The 17,498-nt window shown below is 43.4% G+C and carries 14 protein-coding genes and 1 tRNA gene; 3 read left to right on the top strand and 12 right to left on the bottom strand.

What is annotated here, in order from left to right:
• Positions 1 to 121: 121 nt before the first annotated feature.
• The 4 genes from FC61_RS00610 to FC61_RS00595 form a co-directional block, all read right to left on the bottom strand.
• Positions 122 to 835 carry an aspartate/glutamate racemase family protein gene (locus FC61_RS00610; protein ID WP_021742202.1) on the bottom strand — a complete coding sequence of 238 codons (714 nt, stop codon included), beginning with the start codon at positions 833 to 835 and terminating at the stop codon, positions 122 to 124.
• A gap of 6 nt (positions 836 to 841) precedes the next feature.
• On the bottom strand, positions 842 to 2,098 hold the full coding sequence (locus tag FC61_RS00605; RefSeq protein WP_021742203.1) for a carboxylate--amine ligase: 1,257 nt from the start codon (positions 2,096 to 2,098) through the stop codon (positions 842 to 844).
• A gap of 134 nt (positions 2,099 to 2,232) precedes the next feature.
• On the bottom strand, positions 2,233 to 4,116 hold the full coding sequence (gene asnB, locus FC61_RS00600; protein WP_021742204.1) for an asparagine synthase (glutamine-hydrolyzing): 1,884 nt from the start codon (positions 4,114 to 4,116) through the stop codon (positions 2,233 to 2,235).
• A 143-nt stretch (positions 4,117 to 4,259) separates the two neighbouring features.
• Positions 4,260 to 4,958, bottom strand: coding sequence for a Crp/Fnr family transcriptional regulator (locus tag FC61_RS00595; RefSeq protein WP_011668224.1), 699 nt, complete (start codon positions 4,956 to 4,958; stop codon positions 4,260 to 4,262).
• Between the two features lie 138 nt (positions 4,959 to 5,096).
• On the opposite strand from FC61_RS00595, the gene FC61_RS00590 reads away from it, so the two are divergent.
• The gene (locus FC61_RS00590; protein ID WP_035464829.1) at positions 5,097 to 6,506 is read left to right on the top strand and encodes a C69 family dipeptidase; all 1,410 of its coding nucleotides are present in this window, start codon (positions 5,097 to 5,099) and stop codon (positions 6,504 to 6,506) included.
• Between the two features lie 69 nt (positions 6,507 to 6,575).
• A complete protein-coding gene (locus FC61_RS00585) occupies positions 6,576 to 6,812 on the top strand; it encodes a hypothetical protein (RefSeq protein WP_011668226.1) in 237 nt (78 codons plus the stop codon).
• Positions 6,813 to 6,960: 148 nt separating this feature from the next.
• Here FC61_RS00585 and FC61_RS00580 read toward each other — a convergent pair whose 3' ends face one another.
• From FC61_RS00580 to FC61_RS00545, 8 genes are all read right to left on the bottom strand, one after another.
• A complete protein-coding gene (locus FC61_RS00580; RefSeq protein ID WP_024526709.1) occupies positions 6,961 to 8,763 on the bottom strand; it encodes a hypothetical protein in 1,803 nt (600 codons plus the stop codon).
• Positions 8,764 to 9,116: 353 nt separating this feature from the next.
• The gene (locus FC61_RS00575) at positions 9,117 to 11,138 is read right to left on the bottom strand and encodes a DUF5776 domain-containing protein (RefSeq protein ID WP_162251064.1); all 2,022 of its coding nucleotides are present in this window, start codon (positions 11,136 to 11,138) and stop codon (positions 9,117 to 9,119) included.
• 627 nt (positions 11,139 to 11,765) lie between these two features.
• The gene (locus tag FC61_RS00570) at positions 11,766 to 12,017 is read right to left on the bottom strand and encodes a hypothetical protein (protein WP_021742209.1); all 252 of its coding nucleotides are present in this window, start codon (positions 12,015 to 12,017) and stop codon (positions 11,766 to 11,768) included.
• 179 nt (positions 12,018 to 12,196) lie between these two features.
• Positions 12,197 to 12,574 (bottom strand): hypothetical protein, encoded by a 378-nt coding sequence (locus tag FC61_RS00565; protein WP_042750495.1) that lies wholly within the window; start codon positions 12,572 to 12,574, stop codon positions 12,197 to 12,199.
• 181 nt (positions 12,575 to 12,755) lie between these two features.
• Positions 12,756 to 15,203, bottom strand: a complete 2,448-nt coding sequence (locus tag FC61_RS00560; RefSeq protein WP_233995626.1) for an ATP-binding cassette domain-containing protein — start codon at positions 15,201 to 15,203, stop codon at positions 12,756 to 12,758.
• Positions 15,204 to 15,503: 300 nt separating this feature from the next.
• Positions 15,504 to 15,587: transfer RNA gene (locus FC61_RS00555), tRNA-Leu, on the bottom strand.
• Between the two features lie 52 nt (positions 15,588 to 15,639).
• Positions 15,640 to 15,933 carry a heavy metal-binding domain-containing protein gene (locus FC61_RS00550; RefSeq protein ID WP_011668232.1) on the bottom strand — a complete coding sequence of 98 codons (294 nt, stop codon included), beginning with the start codon at positions 15,931 to 15,933 and terminating at the stop codon, positions 15,640 to 15,642.
• A complete protein-coding gene (locus tag FC61_RS00545) occupies positions 15,924 to 16,442 on the bottom strand; it encodes a VanZ family protein (protein WP_015473929.1) in 519 nt (172 codons plus the stop codon). The genes FC61_RS00550 and FC61_RS00545 overlap by 10 nt, the downstream gene beginning before the upstream one ends.
• A gap of 555 nt (positions 16,443 to 16,997) precedes the next feature.
• Between FC61_RS00545 and FC61_RS00540 the strand changes: the two genes are divergently transcribed.
• On the top strand, positions 16,998 to 17,474 hold the full coding sequence (locus FC61_RS00540) for a MarR family winged helix-turn-helix transcriptional regulator (RefSeq protein WP_021742212.1): 477 nt from the start codon (positions 16,998 to 17,000) through the stop codon (positions 17,472 to 17,474).
• Positions 17,475 to 17,498 lie beyond the last annotated feature (24 nt).

Below are 17,498 nucleotides of genomic sequence, written 5' to 3'. Positions count from 1 at the left end.
CCAAGTGCAAGACGTGCACACGCTGGGCGTGCAAAAAGTGCACTATTTCACTTTTTAGGCAATAAAAAAAGTGGCTCCTCTAAAAAAGAGAAGCCACTCAAGACCATCATTTATCTATTACTTATTTTTTATCACGTAAGGCTAAAGCCATTTCCAGTGTTCGATCAACCAATACTGATTGACTATCAACCAAAGGAATCTGAGTTTCCGGTTCGCGTTCCTGGGCTAGGGATAATTCGGTACACCCCAAGATGACCAAGTCGGCACCTTGCTCATCATGCATTTGGCGTAAAATCCGGTGATATAACGGTGCATCTACACGGTCTTGCTCCTTGATATTGTCGTAAATCAACTCCATCGTTTCCGCTTCAATCTCTGCGGTAGGCAACACTGGTGTCAACCCGGCCGCCAACACCTCATCTTCATAAACCTTATCCGTAATGGTTCCCTGCGTACCAGTAATCCCAATGCGCTTAGCTTCCGGAAAACGGCGTTGGATTTCCTTGACCGTTTCGCGTGGCATGTGCAACAACGGGATAGTCGTAGCGGCCTGCAAGTCATCATAAAAATAATGAGCCGTATTACAAGGTAGCGTAAAGAACGCTGGGTTTAACTGGCTTTGTTGCCGGATGTCATCCAGTAATGTGGGTAACGGACTGGGCTGGCTGTGATCCAAAATATAAGCTGTCCGATCCGGCACCGTTGCGTGATTGACCAAAATGTAATTCAAGTACTCCTGATCGGCGTGCGCCGGCGTCCGTAAGTTCAATTGATGTAAGTAACTTTCGGTGGCCATGGTTCCCATGCCGCCAATAATCGTAAAGAATTTTTCCATAATGGCTTACCCCTTATTTTCAGCGAAATACTTCTTAAAGTTCACCGTATAGTTGTGTTGCATCCAGGTTAGCAATGCCCACCGTTTTAAGTTCATATCCTGATCGTAGTGATACGTTGTTCCATACTTGCCAGCGGCAATCAACTTCAACGCCCGTTGCTTGTCCGCATTCTCACGCGTATATTGCTTAAAGACTTTCACCGGCACACCTAACCATAGCGCATGTTGTGACTCATCTTGATTACCGTAAACGGTGGGAGCATTAACCAATTCCTGTTTAACGTAGTCCTTAACAACCCAATCAGCCAGATTATAGCCATTTAAGGTCACAAAGAAACTACTCCGTCCCTGACGTAAGTTAATTTCAAATAGCTTAAACGTTTGATCACGCACATCGTACTTCATATCAAAGTTCGCGTACCCAGTAAATTCAATGGCTTCCAAGAATTTTTGAATATTCTGATAAATCGTCTCGTTATATTCAGGAATGATCGCAACATAGTTACCAATCGCAGATGGTGCTGGGTCTTCCAACAAAGGATGGCCGAGGCACATCATCTTCACATGGTGATATTGATCGACGTAAGCATTTAGTACCCGCATGTTACTATCATCACCAGGAACAAAATCTTGTAAGATCAGATCGGACTGGTAGCCGTTGGCATAAATCTTCTGCACAATGTCGCGGAACTCTGCTTCAGACTGAATCCGAAAGGCCTTCTTACGCCCCTCGAAGTGGACATCCAGCCATTCCACACTGTTAGCTGGTTTCAGGGCTACCGGATAATCAAAGGGTTGTTCCACCGGTTCAGCGGCTGTCGCCATGTCCTTGGTGATAATACGGGTAGCCGGATAGGGTAATCCGTACTGGTCACAGACTTTGTAGAAATTCTCTTTATTGTTCAAATGCCGTAATTTATCGTAGTCGATATAGGGGCAAATAAACACATCAGCGAGTTCGGCCTTATGTTTACTAATCAATTCGGCATAACCATCCCCACACCCAATTAAAATCACAGGTTCGGGATGATCGGCGTATCGCTCCTTAAGTTTACGCATTGTTTGAATCCAAACTGGATCTTCATCAAATCCAGGAATCAACTCTAAATTAACAACTTTTGTATAGCGCGTTGGTGCTAATTGCACACTGGCAAAAGCTTGAACGGGTTCATGGTATAGCTCATAAAAGGAGCGAGCCATCCCGTAAACGTTAAAATCACTCCCGAGTAATACGGGCGTAAACTTGACGCCATTGGTTTCCATCACACATAAACGTCCCTTCACACTAAATTTTGATTAAAAGCTAAGTAAACACAATCAAGGTTGTTAGCGGACGAGTCCAATAGCAACCTTGATCGTTATCGGCCGACCAAATTCATTGGCGCGCCGTTAAATTATTAAACTTGCGTCCGGTGCACTAGATCCACCGTTTTAGCCGTCGTCTCTTCTGGGAAGTAAACTTGGTACCACAAGATAAACGTGTAAATGGTAAAGATCTTTTGCATACTGGACTTCCCATTAATGTGCTCATGCAAGATATCCATTAAGGCATCCGTATTGAAGAACTTGTTAGCCACGTCAGAGTTGAAGGCCTCAATGATCCGTGACTTATAAGGTTCTGTCTTGATCCAAGTCGCAATCGGAGATGGAAATCCCATCTTTTCCTTCTTAGCTACCCGCTCTGGCAATTCTGCTTCGGCCGCCGTCCGCAAAGAGACCTTGGTTTCGTCCGCGTGAATTCGCGTCTTAACCGGCATGGTTGCCGCAAACTTCGCCACTTCTTTATCAACTAATGGCGTCCGAACTTCTAGAGAGTTCGCCATACTCATGCGATCAGCCTTATGCAAAATGTCGTAAGGTAACCACGTGTTGATGTCGAAGTATTGCATTTGGGTCATTTCGTCTAACCCCTTCACATCATCAAACAAATGCTTGGTATAAGCACCAGCGTCCTGATTCAAGCTCGGGTTCTTCAAGATCTTATTACGATCATGGAAGTCGAAGACATAGTTAACCCGGTAGTACCGCTCACTCAATGGCTGCGCCCCACGAACCAAGAAACGCCGACCGTGGAAACGAGGGAACTTCTCAGCAATACTCCCTAGCATCTTGCGAATGCCACCTGGAACCCATTTTTGATAGCGTTCAAATGGAATAGCTTCCAGATAAGTGTTATAACCACCGAAGAATTCATCGGCTCCTTCACCAGATAAGGCTACCTTCACGGATTCACGTGTTCCCTTAGACAAGTAATACAGCTGCATTGCCGATGGATTAGATAAGGGTTCATCCATGTAATACATGATCGTTGGTAAGATATCGAAGTAATCATCACCCGTCATGTAGAGCGGCGTATTCTTTTGTTTGATTTCCTTGGCAAATGCTGTTGACCAGCTCAATTCACTGTACTTAGAATCCTTAAATCCTAAAGAGAATGACTGGATTGGCTTTAACTTAGATGCCTCGTTCAACACGTATGAAGAATCAATCCCACTGGATAAGAAACTACCGACTTCCACGTCCGCAATCATATGGGCTTTAACGGACTCGTCAACGATGCCTCGAATCTTCTTAGCATCTTCTTCAACCGTCTGGGTATTGTCAATGTGATCGTAATTGAATTTGTAATACCGGTGCGTCTCGGTTTCGCCATTTGCATGGTGAATAAAGTATTGGCCCGGTAGCACTTTATAGACATTTTTAAACATCGTATCCCGAGAAGGAATGAATTCAAAACTCAGGTGAATTGGGAGTAAGGCTTCATTAAATTCCTTCTTGAAGTTTGGATGTTCCAAGAAAGCTTTGATTTCAGAGGCCCACAGGAAAGTGTCCCCATCATCATAATAATATAAAGGTTTGATTCCAAAATGATCACGTGCGCCAAATACTTCATTGGTCGTCTTATCGTAAATCACAAAGGCATACATCCCACGTAAACGATCTAACAGCTTAGGACCCCAAGCATCGTAACCGTGAATCAAGACTTCTGAGTCCACGTCCGTTTGGAATTCGTAACCGAGTTGTTTTAATTCTTCTCGAATTTCTTGATAGTTATAAATTTCGCCATTAAAGGTCAAAACTTTCGTCTGATCTCGGTTGTACATGGGTTGCTTACCATGAGCTAAATCAATGATTGATAAGCGTCGGAACCCCATAACCGCCTGATCATCTTCAAAGAAAGCTTCATCATCGGGCCCCCGATGCTTGATCCGATCTGCCATCGCATTAATCGTGGTAGACGGAACATCCTTTTGATTCACATAGCCAACGAATCCACACATGTGCGTATCCCCTTTTTCATTTTAGTCTTAAGCCTAATTAGTCGTTCATTTATTTCAATGAAACACAACACCCATCATTTTAGCAAATTTATTTCGGGAATACCATATTATTAAGGATTCTTAAAAGAACCACAAGCTCAACGCTATTCTGGCGCCAATTCCGCCAACTTTTCAGGCGCAATAATCCCAATCTGACGTCGGCCGACGGTTTCGATAATACCAGCCTTAGCCAATTGCCGTAATTTCCGACTTAACGACTCCGGTGTCATTCCCAAATAAGCAGCCAAATCTTGTTTACTCATCGGTAACGTTAGCGTGATTGCTTGTCGCCCACTGATGGCTTGTAAGTAGCCAGCTAACCGGGGTAACGCATCTGGGATGGCTAACAAGGTTGCTTGACGTTCCGCTGTTTTTAACCGGTCAGCCAACGCCTGCAACAACGCTAATGCCACGGGGGGCAACGTCTTCACGAGTGCAGTCAGTGCCGCCCGTGAGATCGTACATAGTTCACCCGTCTGCGTTGCCGCAGCAAAGCTTGCGTGAATTTCATCCGTGAACAACGCCGTTTCGCCCACAAAGTCCCCTGGATTCAACACTCGCAGAACCTGTTCATGCCCATCGGCAGCTAAGTGATATAACCGTACCTGGCCCGTGTTAACAATGTACAGCGTCTGGGAAACCTCCCCCATCGCAAACACTGTCTCACCCTTGGCCGCATGAACGGGCCGAGTCACCTGAGCAACCGACACCTTCTGCTCATCTGATAAGTGCTGAAAAATCGGTACTTGATTAATGCACGCCAGTTCTCGCGTCAATGAATGCTGATGTTGGGTGTGTGCCATAACGACATCTCCTTTTTCTGATACATCCATCTTAGCAAATTCTGATGAAGAAGCGGTGAGAGACGCCTTAAACTAGCGAAATGTGCTATAGTATTCGTAATAAATCACAGTCTCATCTCTGAAAGGGAGGAACCTCGAATGTCTCGACATACACACCAAGCTTGTACCTCGTTTTTGGCAGGGAAAATGGCAACCTTAGATGGCAGCACCATCATTGCCCGTAATGAAGATAACTTCGTTGCTATCTGGCCTAAGCGTGCAATTGTTCATCCCGCTGGTAAGTCTCCTGAACAACCTTTTGTATCACGAGGGAATCAGTTCACCACCCGGCTTCCTCAAACCACTTATCAGTACACCGCTGTTCCCGACACCGATCCCAGTGAAGGTTACTATGAAGAAAGCGGCATTAATGAAAAAAATGTTGCTATGAGTGCCACCGAGAGCGCCTACACGAACAGTCGTGTTCTTGGCGTAGACCCCTTAGTCAGCAATGGTATTGCTGAAGATGCCATGCTAACTGTTGTGCTGCCTTACATTGACTCCGCTCAAGCTGGCATTAAGCGACTAGGTCAGCTAGTTAGTGAGCAGGGAGCTGCGGAAACAAACGGTGTGCTCTTCAGTGACACCGAAGAAGTCTGGTACATGGAAATCGTTAGCGGTCATCACTGGGTGGCCCAGCGAATTCCAGACGATGCATACGCTGTTGTCGCCAATCAATTAGCAATTGAGGATATTGACTTTGATCGACCACAAGATTTCCTAACTTCCGCTGACATTCGCCAATTTGTTCAACGTCATCGGTTAAATCCCGATGGCGGTCGCTTTAACTCCCGGCATATTTTCGGAACCAAAACAGCCGATGATGCACACTATAATACGCCCCGGGTGTGGTACGGTCATCGTTGCTTCACTCCCAGTGCCTTTGAAGAGCCAACCAGTATGGAACTCCCCTTTATTCGGCAGGCGGAACAAAAAATTAGCATACCCGAAGTTGAAGCCTTCCTTGGATCACACTATCAAGAAACCCCTTATGATCCGCTGGGAACTGGTAGTGAAACTGAACGTCACCAATTTCGGGCAATTGGTCTATCACGAACCCAGAACTCACACATTCTGCAACTGCGACGTAACGTCGCACCAACCTTAGCTGGTGTGATTTGGCAATGCTTGGGCAATCCGGCATTCAGTCCGTATGTCCCATTCTATGCCGCTGGTGATCAATTAGCCCCTAGTTATGCCGCAAACAACGCTGCCTATGACAATCAAAATCCTTATTGGGCAGGTAAATTACTCGACGTTTTAAGCGAGGCACACTATCATCAAAACCGTAAGCTACTAGACAATTTTCTAAAGGAAACCCAAATTGCCGGTTTTCAACGGTTAAGCACAGGTGACACGCAAACTACCCCCACCGCCGCTGAGTTAGGTCATTTCAATCAAGAAACTGCCACAGCTGCATTTGCCCAGATTCAAGTTCAAATTGGTAAGCTGATTCAGGCCAACGGTGACCTCTCTAAACTATCTTTTACCATGGATGCTGATTTGTAAATTGGTGTTGTTTTTCAAGTGAATGCGCTATAATGAAATCAGCAGCTAGCCCCGAAAGGAATGATGACAATGGATGAAGTAGTACTTTTCAATCCTGGTGACTCAATTGGTAATTTCCATGATTATCACGAAGCCGTGCAAACGGCGCAAATCTATCAAGAACGGCACGATAATTCCGGCCATGTTTTAGTTGTTAAAAACGAGCATGGCGAACCGTCCTTTGATATCTTTTTAGCGGAGCAACAGCTCACAAATTCTACTGAACCATCAACAACGAAACGGTATACCGTTTCTAAAAAACTGTAATTGTAACATTTGAATCTTAGCTACTTCAAAGACCCGCGACTTGGTAAAAAGATCGCGGGTCTTTTTTGTCGTTGCCCTCATGAATTAATTTTTAAACCCGCAAAAAAGGCGTTGGTCAATTATCACCAACGCCTACTCAACACATTCCCTAGTGAACACCATCTACCAGGGTCCAAACTACTTTTCCCGTATACGATCCGGCCCGCGCAGCGATGCTAGCCTTAATCAGCAAGCCGGCGTTCTCATCAAAAGTTTTTGTATAAACCCCGTTATCTGCCGTCATCTGGTCAGCACTAAGCACAGTTTGATCGGTTGGCGATAGCTGAACTGCCGACTGATCATTTTTAAACCACATGGTAAACGGCTGCGTTTCGGCTGGCGTATAACTTGCCATCACCGAAAAAGACGGCGTCGTGGACCGTGTATCAATCACTCTAAAATAAAGATCATTTCCGGTCGTTCGCGGTAGTAACGTAGGCTGCTCACTTAGGTCCGCAATATTGTAATCCCACTTGTACTGATCGACTGCACCAAGGTCAGTCCCCAATAGTTCCGCTGAAATAAGCAACCCCTTATTATTGGCATTGGTTAAGTCATTAGAGTTTACGGTACTACCAGCCGCATTAAACTTCGAGTCGGCCGGTTCTAGTCCGGTATAATCATCCGTCGTACTGGGAGCACTTGGCTTTAAAAAGCCTTGAGCCATGCTCCCCCCATTAAACGTCACTGGAATATAATGGCTACTGGAGTCGGTTAACCCACCTGTTTGGGTACCACCGCTGTAAGCCGCAATCTTAGCACCAGCCGTAACATTCAAGGAACTATTGTTTTTCCAAGCACTCGAATTTTTAAAAACAGAGGTCGCGGACGAAAGCACTGTACGCGATTGGTCGGCAAAATTACCAATGAACTTAGTTGTCCCCATGTCATTACTAAATGCTGCGCCGGCTGTACTAATATTAGTATTGGCCTGTGCGGAAGCATTTAAGGTTACCCCTTTCGTTCCCGAACCAAATAACGTTGTCTGTGCACTCGTCGCGTTTAGATTCAAGGTTCCTTGATTATTAATTGTTACTGAATTGGCTATACCAATAAATGCAAACATGGGGGCCCTGGCATCCTTATTGGTTAACGTCAAGGTTGCTCCCTTCGCCACATCAATCGGGAAGTCAGCTTGATTCAAGTTATTATAGTAGGGATAAAACATCCCACCAGCTAAGCCACTGCTTCCATCGCCACCAATGATTTCAGTGGTTCCCGAACTGACCTTTAAATTTGCGATTTCACCAACTTGTTGCCCTGAGACGGCAGTGACAATTTTATTTTTTCCAGTGAAATTAATCGGTACAAAGTAGGTGCACAATGGTTGATTGTAGACCAAATTATTGGGCATATTATATACAACATTATCGTACGTGACTTGTGCCGCACAGGAGGTAGTGCCAGCCGACAGCCCAAAATCTGACGAAAACAACATACCATAGTAGGTACTGAGATAAGCTGTCGTTGTCCCCGTTCCAGCTGAGTTTGGCGCTCCAGTAACCTGGTTAGTAGTGGCATTACTCGTGTTGTTGACGTTGGCCACGGTTAATTGAGCCGAACTCGTTCTTGGAATTAGGACCCGCGATGCCACGTAACTTCCTGCATAGAACTGGTGTTGTTGAAAATCAACCTTAACATTGGTCAGCCCACTATATAAACTCACATCATACCCCGGTAACGTAATGGTATTAGCCACCTTGATTGTCAGATCCGTCGGTGGAATATTTTGGGATGACCAGTAATTCTTGTTATTCGTCAACAAGTTAAACAAATCATCTCCCGAAGTTACCGTGTACGTACTACCAGATGCCGTAATACTAGCTTCTGCCGTCTGCCCCTTCATAATGCCAAAACCGAAAATCAGGCAACTTAGTAATAAAATTACCAGTCGCGATGTCGATAGCTTCAAATTGGTCTCCCTCCTAAAAATTATTGTGTCTTCTTAAAAATGATTGAACCTAACTTCAATCATTTATTAATGGCTTTAATAGTCTACCAGTTGGTCTGTTTTATAACAGCATTGATATATATATGCTATTTACATTAGCACTTATAATACTTAATACTATAAAAACATTTTAACACAATACTGTAGCAGCTTAAACGATTTTGGACGGTATTTTAACTTTCATTGGTTTTCCAAAGGCTATTTGAGACTGACTAATATAGTTATTGAGAGTTACACATTTCGCATAATTTGTTGCCTTAAAAGGCCAGTCCACAGCGTCTGTCGATCTGTGTGGACTGGCCTTAATATACGACTTATTTCATGGTTAACACCTGGCGGAAGTAACGATTACCCGTTATATAGCCGCCATTAACTAAATAACGCTTAGTTCCTTTTTTGCTGACATCATCCGCGTTGGAATAAACTAACCGTTGAATCGTCAGCTTCGTTCCCTTTTTAATTACGGCCTTTTTGCTAGTTAGCTTAGTTAGGTTCGCATCACGATAAACCTTTACTTTTTGTTTCAATCTGATTGTTTCAGCAAAGGGTTGCTTACCAAACTTCACCAAATTACGATTTGCAGTTACATATGAACCATCACTCAGCTCAAATCTTGTTGTTTTCTGATAGTCCACAATCCCCTTAACCTGTAACACTTCACCTTGACGATAATGCTTGACCTTTCCCGACAAATTCTTTGCTTGATAAGCATTAACACCTGCTGGTGCCAAAACCGTTATTTGTTGAGGAACGCTTTGGTAGTAAGCTGGTAAAACGTATTGTGTGTTAGCTGTAACATAACCGGTTTGTCCATCAGTCTTGGTGTGCGTAATGTCTTTAACAAAGAAGCGAACTCGGCCATTTGAATTCTTTTCGATTTTTAGGACTTTAAACATCGGTCGATTAACACGTGCCTTATTCGCGTAAGACGTCACTCTTTGTTTAGGGTTAAACATCATTTTTTGATACGTATAGATATGCTTAGTTGCCTGAATGATCGATCCCTTTTCCACAGAGCCATAACGTGTTAGCTCAGTGACATCTGGGTTACTAGTTCCTCCCCCTTGCTGTCCGGGTGTTGTCCAATTAATTTTGATGACCCCTGAACCGCTAAACTGACCTTGCGCACCATTCCATTGATAGTCAAGTTCATCGGGTAGGCTGGTAGCTGACGTTACGTTTAACGTGAAATATTTGATGCCATCATTTGAATTTCCATCCAATGGTAGACTTTCCCCAGAGAATTTTTCATAAGCTAGGGTCCCATTAGTTGGTGCCGTTGCCTTAACTGCAAGAGAGTCTGCTTGTGGATCAGGCGATCCCACATAATAACCATTCTGATATTCATAATTCAATGAAGTTATTGGGACTAAAATCTTATACGTGCGACTTCCAATCTGAGTGGGTTTCTCTAACGTAATTGTACTAGTATATTTCTGACCAGTAGCATCTGTATTAGATGAAAGCTCATAACCCGCCATAAATGAAATATCATTAATATTATTATTAGCCACATTGTATACATGTAAATTGGGATAACGATCCTTGAGTCCCTTCATAACATTTATATTGCTAATTTGATTGTGATCAACTTTCAAAGTTTCTAACTTTGTAAAGGAAGACTTCGCAAAAGCATCGACATTACTAATCTTATTATAGCTAGCATCTAGATAAGATAGCTCCGTAAGCTTTGATTCAGCAATGGGAGAAATATCTGATATGTCGTTGTTTGCCGCAACTAAGGTGCTTAGCTTAGGAACATCAACATCTCTGATGATCGATATATCATTAATATGGTTATTAGAAACATTTAGCGTCGTTAGATTGTCAAAGTGAATTCCTTTAAGACTATTTAAATTGGTTAATTCATTGTGAGATGCATCGATCTCCTCTAAGTTAGGAAAATCTGCCTTCATTAAACCCTGCACATCGCTTATCTTATTATTTGAAAAATCAGCCGTTTTTAATGCCGGTAACTGGACATCTGCCAAACTGTCTAGTGTTGTAAATTCATTGCCCGACATATTTAAAGTCGTTAAAGAATCCAGTTGATTATCCTTTGCAAACGAAACATCACTGATATTATCATTAACTAAGCTAGCAGACGTTAGCTTAGTTAATTTTCCCAGTTCCGTCAGGTTCTGTGTTTGCGATAAGTCTGTATTACTAATGTCCAGGCTAACTAAATTAGTCGCCTGACTAATTCCCTTAAAATCAGTAATTGTTCCGTGGTCAATATTTAGATTGGTTAAATCAGCCATTTTATATGGTGTTAAATCCTCAACGGAAATGTTAAGCGAGCTTGCCACAGCTTGCTGTAAGTGTTCGTCAGGCATCCAATCGTCAACCTCATCAGACGTTGTCCCGGTTGCTTTGGCTGTATACTTGACTGAGCTATTGGTACTGGCTCCCTGATTTGTTTTGTCACTGGCATTACCTTTGGCTGGAAATAAAACCACTGTCGAAAATAGAATAGCCGCAACCATTCTTCCCGCCTTTATTTTCATTTCGTTTTCCCCCTTTAAACTTGTGTAATAATGATAATTGTATAAGCATTCACTGCATTCTAGTGCAATATATATACAGTGTTTATTATTACCACGTCATTATAGCGATTACCTCTTTAAATTACAATAAAAATTACTTAGTTCATTTAAATTAGGTTGTCGCAAAATTCACTTAACCCAGCCGTCAAATATTACCGTGACTGGATTTTGAACTATTTTGCTTATGTTTGTTGTTAACCGCATTTCTCGCTAAATTTTAACCAGATGCTATCTATAGTCACTAGAATTTTTTTATTTTAAAATCAATATCTAGCCATGAATCTCCACTAACTTATTTAAATGTGAGAAAGACGCCAAAAAGCCCCGCTTAAAGTAAGCGGAGCTAATAAAACACCCATCTAAAATTAGCATTAGTCTGGTAGATCGTATTGGTATTACATCTCAATATAAGTCAGACTAATTGTTCTTTACTTCTCGAATCTCAAAAGTAACGGTACTAGGACTATATAATTTCACATACTCTACTCCATCGTTTTTTAACAACTCACACGCAATTAACGGCCCACAACTTCTAATCTCTGTAACCATGTTTCCCGCTAAGTCTAATAACATAAATGCCTTATTGGGATCTTTCTTTTTGTACCGACGTAGCTCACTCAAGACCGCACTTACAACCGATTTTGCTAGTTCATTTGCTTCTTTACCCATATCAGCACCCCCCTATAATTAACACCATTATACAACTAAAAATCGTTAAAATAACGAACATTTTCGGTATTTCGACAATTAAGCAGACTCAAGCAAATTTTTATGTAAAAAAATGAGCGAAACTGACTCCAATCAATTTCGTTCATCCTTAAGAAGCAATTCATTTTTTTACAGCTAGTCTAATGCAGCAGACTAATAATGTCATCATAATTATTGACAAAAATTATAACCGTCTTAATCCCAAAAATACCAAAAGCAACCAATGCAAATAGCATGTCAATCCAGCTAATGAGATTATGCATCATAAAAATATGATCACAAGCAACGTACATCGTTCTAACCGCAATTGTGGTATAGATCAAATGGATAAAGAGTCTAATAAATACCCTGGCTCGCTTATGCAACAACGAAACCACCCACATATAATATACATATACTAGCCCCAAGATAATAGCGGGGATTGCGAAATTAGAATATTGTGCTGTCAAAGGGATCACTAACAACATCAGACCAAGAACAAACGCGACCACACGATAAAATGGTCTACTATAACTCACACGCATCCCCCCACTTGCATTATATACTATCTCATTTGCAGCGAACTTCAAGTCTGAGAACACCTTCCTCAATAATCTCCGGTTTATCAGCATTACCTTTACCTGCAATCAAAAAGGGAATGTTCTCAATGGTTTACACCAAGCATTCCCTCTCATTTATACTATTAGTTACCTAAATCTCCTATACATGCTGCGCAAACAGATGTAATTCTTCTTTTAAATAGCGTCCCGTAACACTAGCTGGATTCGCACTAATTTGGCTAGGCGTTCCAACAGCCACTACCTGGCCGCCATTAATTCCGCCACCGGGCCCCATATCAATCACATAATCAGCATTGGCAATCAAGTCAAGATCGTGTTCAATGGCAATCACGGTGGCTCCCTGTGAAATGAGTTGATCGAAGACTTTTACCAGTTGTTGGATATCTAAAGGATGTAGACCCACCGTCGGCTCATCAAAAATAAACAAAGTGCCGTTTTGTCGTTTACCAATTCGCGACACCAGTTTTAATCGCTGAGCTTCGCCTCCCGATAAAGCGGGGGTGCTTTCCCCTAATAATAGATAGCCCAGCCCCATATCGTGGAGCGCCTGCAAGGTCTGGCTGATCGCCTTTTCTGCCACAAAAATTGGCAAGGCTTCATCCACGGACAAGGCTAAAATATCGGCAATACTATATCCTTGCCACTTCACCGCTAGGGTCTCACGATTGTACCGCTGCCCTTGGCATTGCGGACAAACTTCGGTAATATCCGGTAAGTACTGCACATCTAATGAGATTTGACCGGTTCCATTACACAGTGGACAGGCCCCTGCTTTAACATTGTATGAAAACCGGCTATTCGTATATCCATGTGCTTGGGCCGCCGGCGTTGCCGCAAATAATTTGCGTAAATGATCTAGTATATCCGTATAGGTTGCTACCGTTGAGCGCACATTCTTACCCACGGGAACTGAGTCAACCGTCACGATATGACGAATCTTCCCCCGTTCAAGCTGGCGAACATGGGTTGGCAACGGGTGATGCGCAACCTCAGCCTCAATTGCTGGAATCAAACTGTCTAGGACTAACGTTGTTTTTCCAGCACCACTCATCCCCGTCACCGTGGTTAACCGGTTCTTAGGAAAGGCCACTGACACATCGTTGATATTAAATCGGTCCGCTACCTCAATAGCCAGCCGCCCCTTGGCCCATAAGTCAGTTGAACTCAGCGTAGGGCGTTCCCGTAACTGTGCTCGACCCGTTAAAAATGGTGCAATTAACGATTGTGCACTGTTTTTGATCTCAGCAACCGTTCCTTGATCCACAACTGTACCGCCCAACTTACCTGCTTGGGGACCAATTTCAATGACATGATCTGCCGCACTAATGATCCGAGTGTCATGATCCACGACCACCACTGAGTTTCCCTGAGCAACCAACTCATGGAAGGCCTTAATGAGCCCTGTTACGTTAGCCGGATGCAATCCGACAGACGGTTCATCTAGTACGTACAGAACTCCTGTCGTTGCGCTTCGCAACGTTCTGCCCAGTTGAATACGCTGAAGTTCACCCGTTGACAACGTGGCTCCTGGTCGACTTAACGTCAAGTAATCTAATCCCAAATCAACGAGGGGCTGTAGACTAGCTAGCAACTCGTCAATCAACTCCGTCCCCATCGATTGCATGGTAGGAGGTAACCACGCCACCACCGTGTTGGCAAAAGTACGTAACTGGTTAATTGGCAAGTCACACACTTCTGCCAGATTACGCCCATTGAGCTGCTGTTTTAATCGTTCCGGATTGAGACGTGTGCCTTGACAGGTCGGACAAGTGTCAAACGTATAAAATTTGTTAAGCTTCGCTATTGTTCGTTCATTTTTAGTTGTCGCTAGACTATCTTCAACCGCTGCAAAGGCATTTTCATAAACAGCATTATCCATGTGAAAAATTTTGCCTTTGCTACTGGGAATATTCACGGCAACGGTTTGCTTGGCACCATGTAAAACGCGCTGTTTGTCCGCCACACTCAATTCCCGATATGGCACATCGATTGGAATCCCAATCGCATCCGCCACCGTTGGCATGAAATTCCGGCCAGGTAAATGCCAAGATGCCACAGCCCCCTGCCGTAAGGTTAGCGTGTCATCAGCGATTAACAAACTGGCATCTAACTGGCGAACTTCTCCCAAACCACCACAGGTTGGACAAGCCCCATCTGAATTAAAAGCAAAATCCTCTGCTCCTGGTGCACGGAAACGAACGCCACAAGTTGGACAGACTACGTAGCCATCATTCTCAGCGACATCTAGGGTTGGTGGCACTTGATGCCCGTTAGGACAAACTGGCGATCCCAACCGAGAAAAAACGAGTCGTAGAATATTTAAACTTTCGGACATCGTGCCGACTGTGGACCGAACTCCTGGAACTTGTGGGCGTTGCCGTAACGCTAAGGCTGATGGTAAATATTCGACTGAATCCACAGCTGCCTTCCCCATTTGATTGATCCGCCGCCGGGTGAAGGTTGATAATGCGTTAAGGTAGCGGCGCGCTCCTTCCGCATATAAGACGCCCATCGCCAATGATGATTTTCCAGAGCCGCTGCGTCCGGTAATCGCCACGAACTCATTGAGTGGGACGTCGACGTCCATATTTTTTAAATTATTCACCCGTGCTCCACGCACTTTAATTTCTGCTGGTAACTGAGTTGCCACTACTCATAACCCCTTTCTTAACTACACTGATACCTTTCACTATACCACGAATCAAAAACGCAGTTCTCTGCTTAACTTGCTGACCGAAGCAGATTTAAAAGCATCCTTAATAGCTTTATTAAGCTAACGGAAAGTCCCGTACTAAAAGGCAAATGCTTCTAAGCTTTTCGTTTTTTGATTATAAAAAAGAACACCGCTAAACGTTGATTTAGCAGTGTTCTTCTTTTATTACTATTATGCCCCGAGCAGGATTCGAACCTGTACTTGATCTCTCAAACAGCGACCTGAACGCTGCGCGTCTGCCAGTTCCGCCATCGGGGCAACTCAACAACAAATAATATATTACACTAAGACTGCATAAAAGGGAAGCCCTTTATTCAGTTTTTTTTACGTCTGGAAACCTCACCGCTGTGCCATACCCGTGAACGACTAAAAATTTAGGTGCTACATTCATACGTACGACTTCGGTATTAAACCGCACTTCGATTAGCCCATCCGCTTGATTCTCTTGTGCTTGCTTCATTAACTGCTGCTTAACCTCTTCAAATAATCCGTCAAACAGAGAAAATTCATCTGGCTTTTCCGACCGTAACATTGTGCTAGCCGTCGCCGTTAAAATTCCTTGAATGGCATGCGTTCGATTCAAACCACCCGTCGTCATAAACATTTACTGCCACGCCCTTTCATTTTTTGCTGCCATTGACGCCAACACCAAAATAGAATTGCACCAATCACTATTCCGGTGGCATTGGTTAAGACATCATTTACATCAACCCATCTTCCCAGACCAAGTAACCAATTTCCCAACGCTTGACCGGCTTCTAAAGTTAGCCCTGTGAGTATCCCCGCTAACACCCATTGGGGCCAACGCAACCGCGGCCAGTTCCAGGCTAATAGTCCGCCTTGTGGCACGGTCATAACAATATTCAGCCAAAAGGATGTATCAACACTTGCTGGTTGTAAGGGACGTATTACCCAAATGCCACCAGCCCACCAATGAGTCGTAATTCCACCAACCGCACTCCCAAAGTTCAGCGTGACTGGTGTCCACGTTAAGGTTGTTAATAACCACCAGCCCAACCACCACCAACAACGTCGATACTGTCGGTTAAAAAGCGCGCGCACAATTAGGCTACCCCAAAGTAGGCTAACCACAATGTAAAATAACCATCTCACTCACTTCATCCCCTTGTCCTCTAGTATACCGACTCCGTTTATCAGGAACAATCCCATATTTGCAATATATCAGTTTGTTTTCTGTCCTCAGATGAACTATTTTAAAAGTCTACTTGCACAGCAAGCTAAGCGGTTACACAATACTAAAAATGGCGGTTTTATCATTAGATAACATTTCACATTGTGATTATTAGGCCGCCGTTTAAACTTGTATCTAGCCACTTTCTTATAAGTTCTTCACTAAACAGGCTTTAAATTTATTAAAGTTCTGCTATACTTATGGTTATACGATTAAGTATCTAAGCTATTGGCAATTGTAATATTATTTTGGTATTGTGCTTCGTCACAATCGAACATGATTACTGTCTGTTATATCAGCTGGTCATTAAATTACAATGTCCCCAAGTTCTCGATATGGCTGATATGTCCGGCCATCTCATCACAATGAATTTACCTAAACACATTAAGGAAAAATAACCTTAATGGTTTTTACTTGTAAACAACAATTCAATTGTATACAATACTCTGAAAGTCATTTAAAAGGAGGTCTGTGCCATGACTAAAGTGACACCGATTTTGCTAGACGAACAACTCTGCTTCTCCATCTATTCTGCTAGCAAAAAGTTTAATCATTTCTACCAGAGTGCCTTGGCACCTTTTGGGTTAACCTATCCGCAATACATTGCCATGCTGGTTCTTTGGGAGGATGCGCCATTAACCGTCCACCAATTAGGGGACCGTTTGGAACTTGATAGTGGAACCCTGCCCCCGCTTCTGAAACGATTAGAAAAACAAGGTTGGGTTACTCGAGTCCGAAGCCAAACTGATGAACGCCAAGTGCTAATTCACTTGACCGACATGGCAGCGGCTAAGCGTGACGAGGTTTATATGCGTATCGGTCAATGCCAAACGTTGTTGGGAATGTCCGACAAAGAAATTGATCAAATGATGACTGAACTGGTCACCGTGAAGTCACAGTTAGACCACGTCAGCCAAGAGCGCATGATTGCTAAACAAGTCGATCAAGATTAATATTTTTTATAAAAAGACAGCACG

This window comes from Levilactobacillus brevis ATCC 14869 = DSM 20054, from assembly GCF_001433855.1.
In the GTDB taxonomy this organism is placed as follows: Bacteria; Bacillota; Bacilli; order Lactobacillales; family Lactobacillaceae; genus Levilactobacillus; species Levilactobacillus brevis.
Note: the sequence above shows the minus strand (reverse complement) of the source record. Positions and strands in the feature narration are given on the sequence as shown.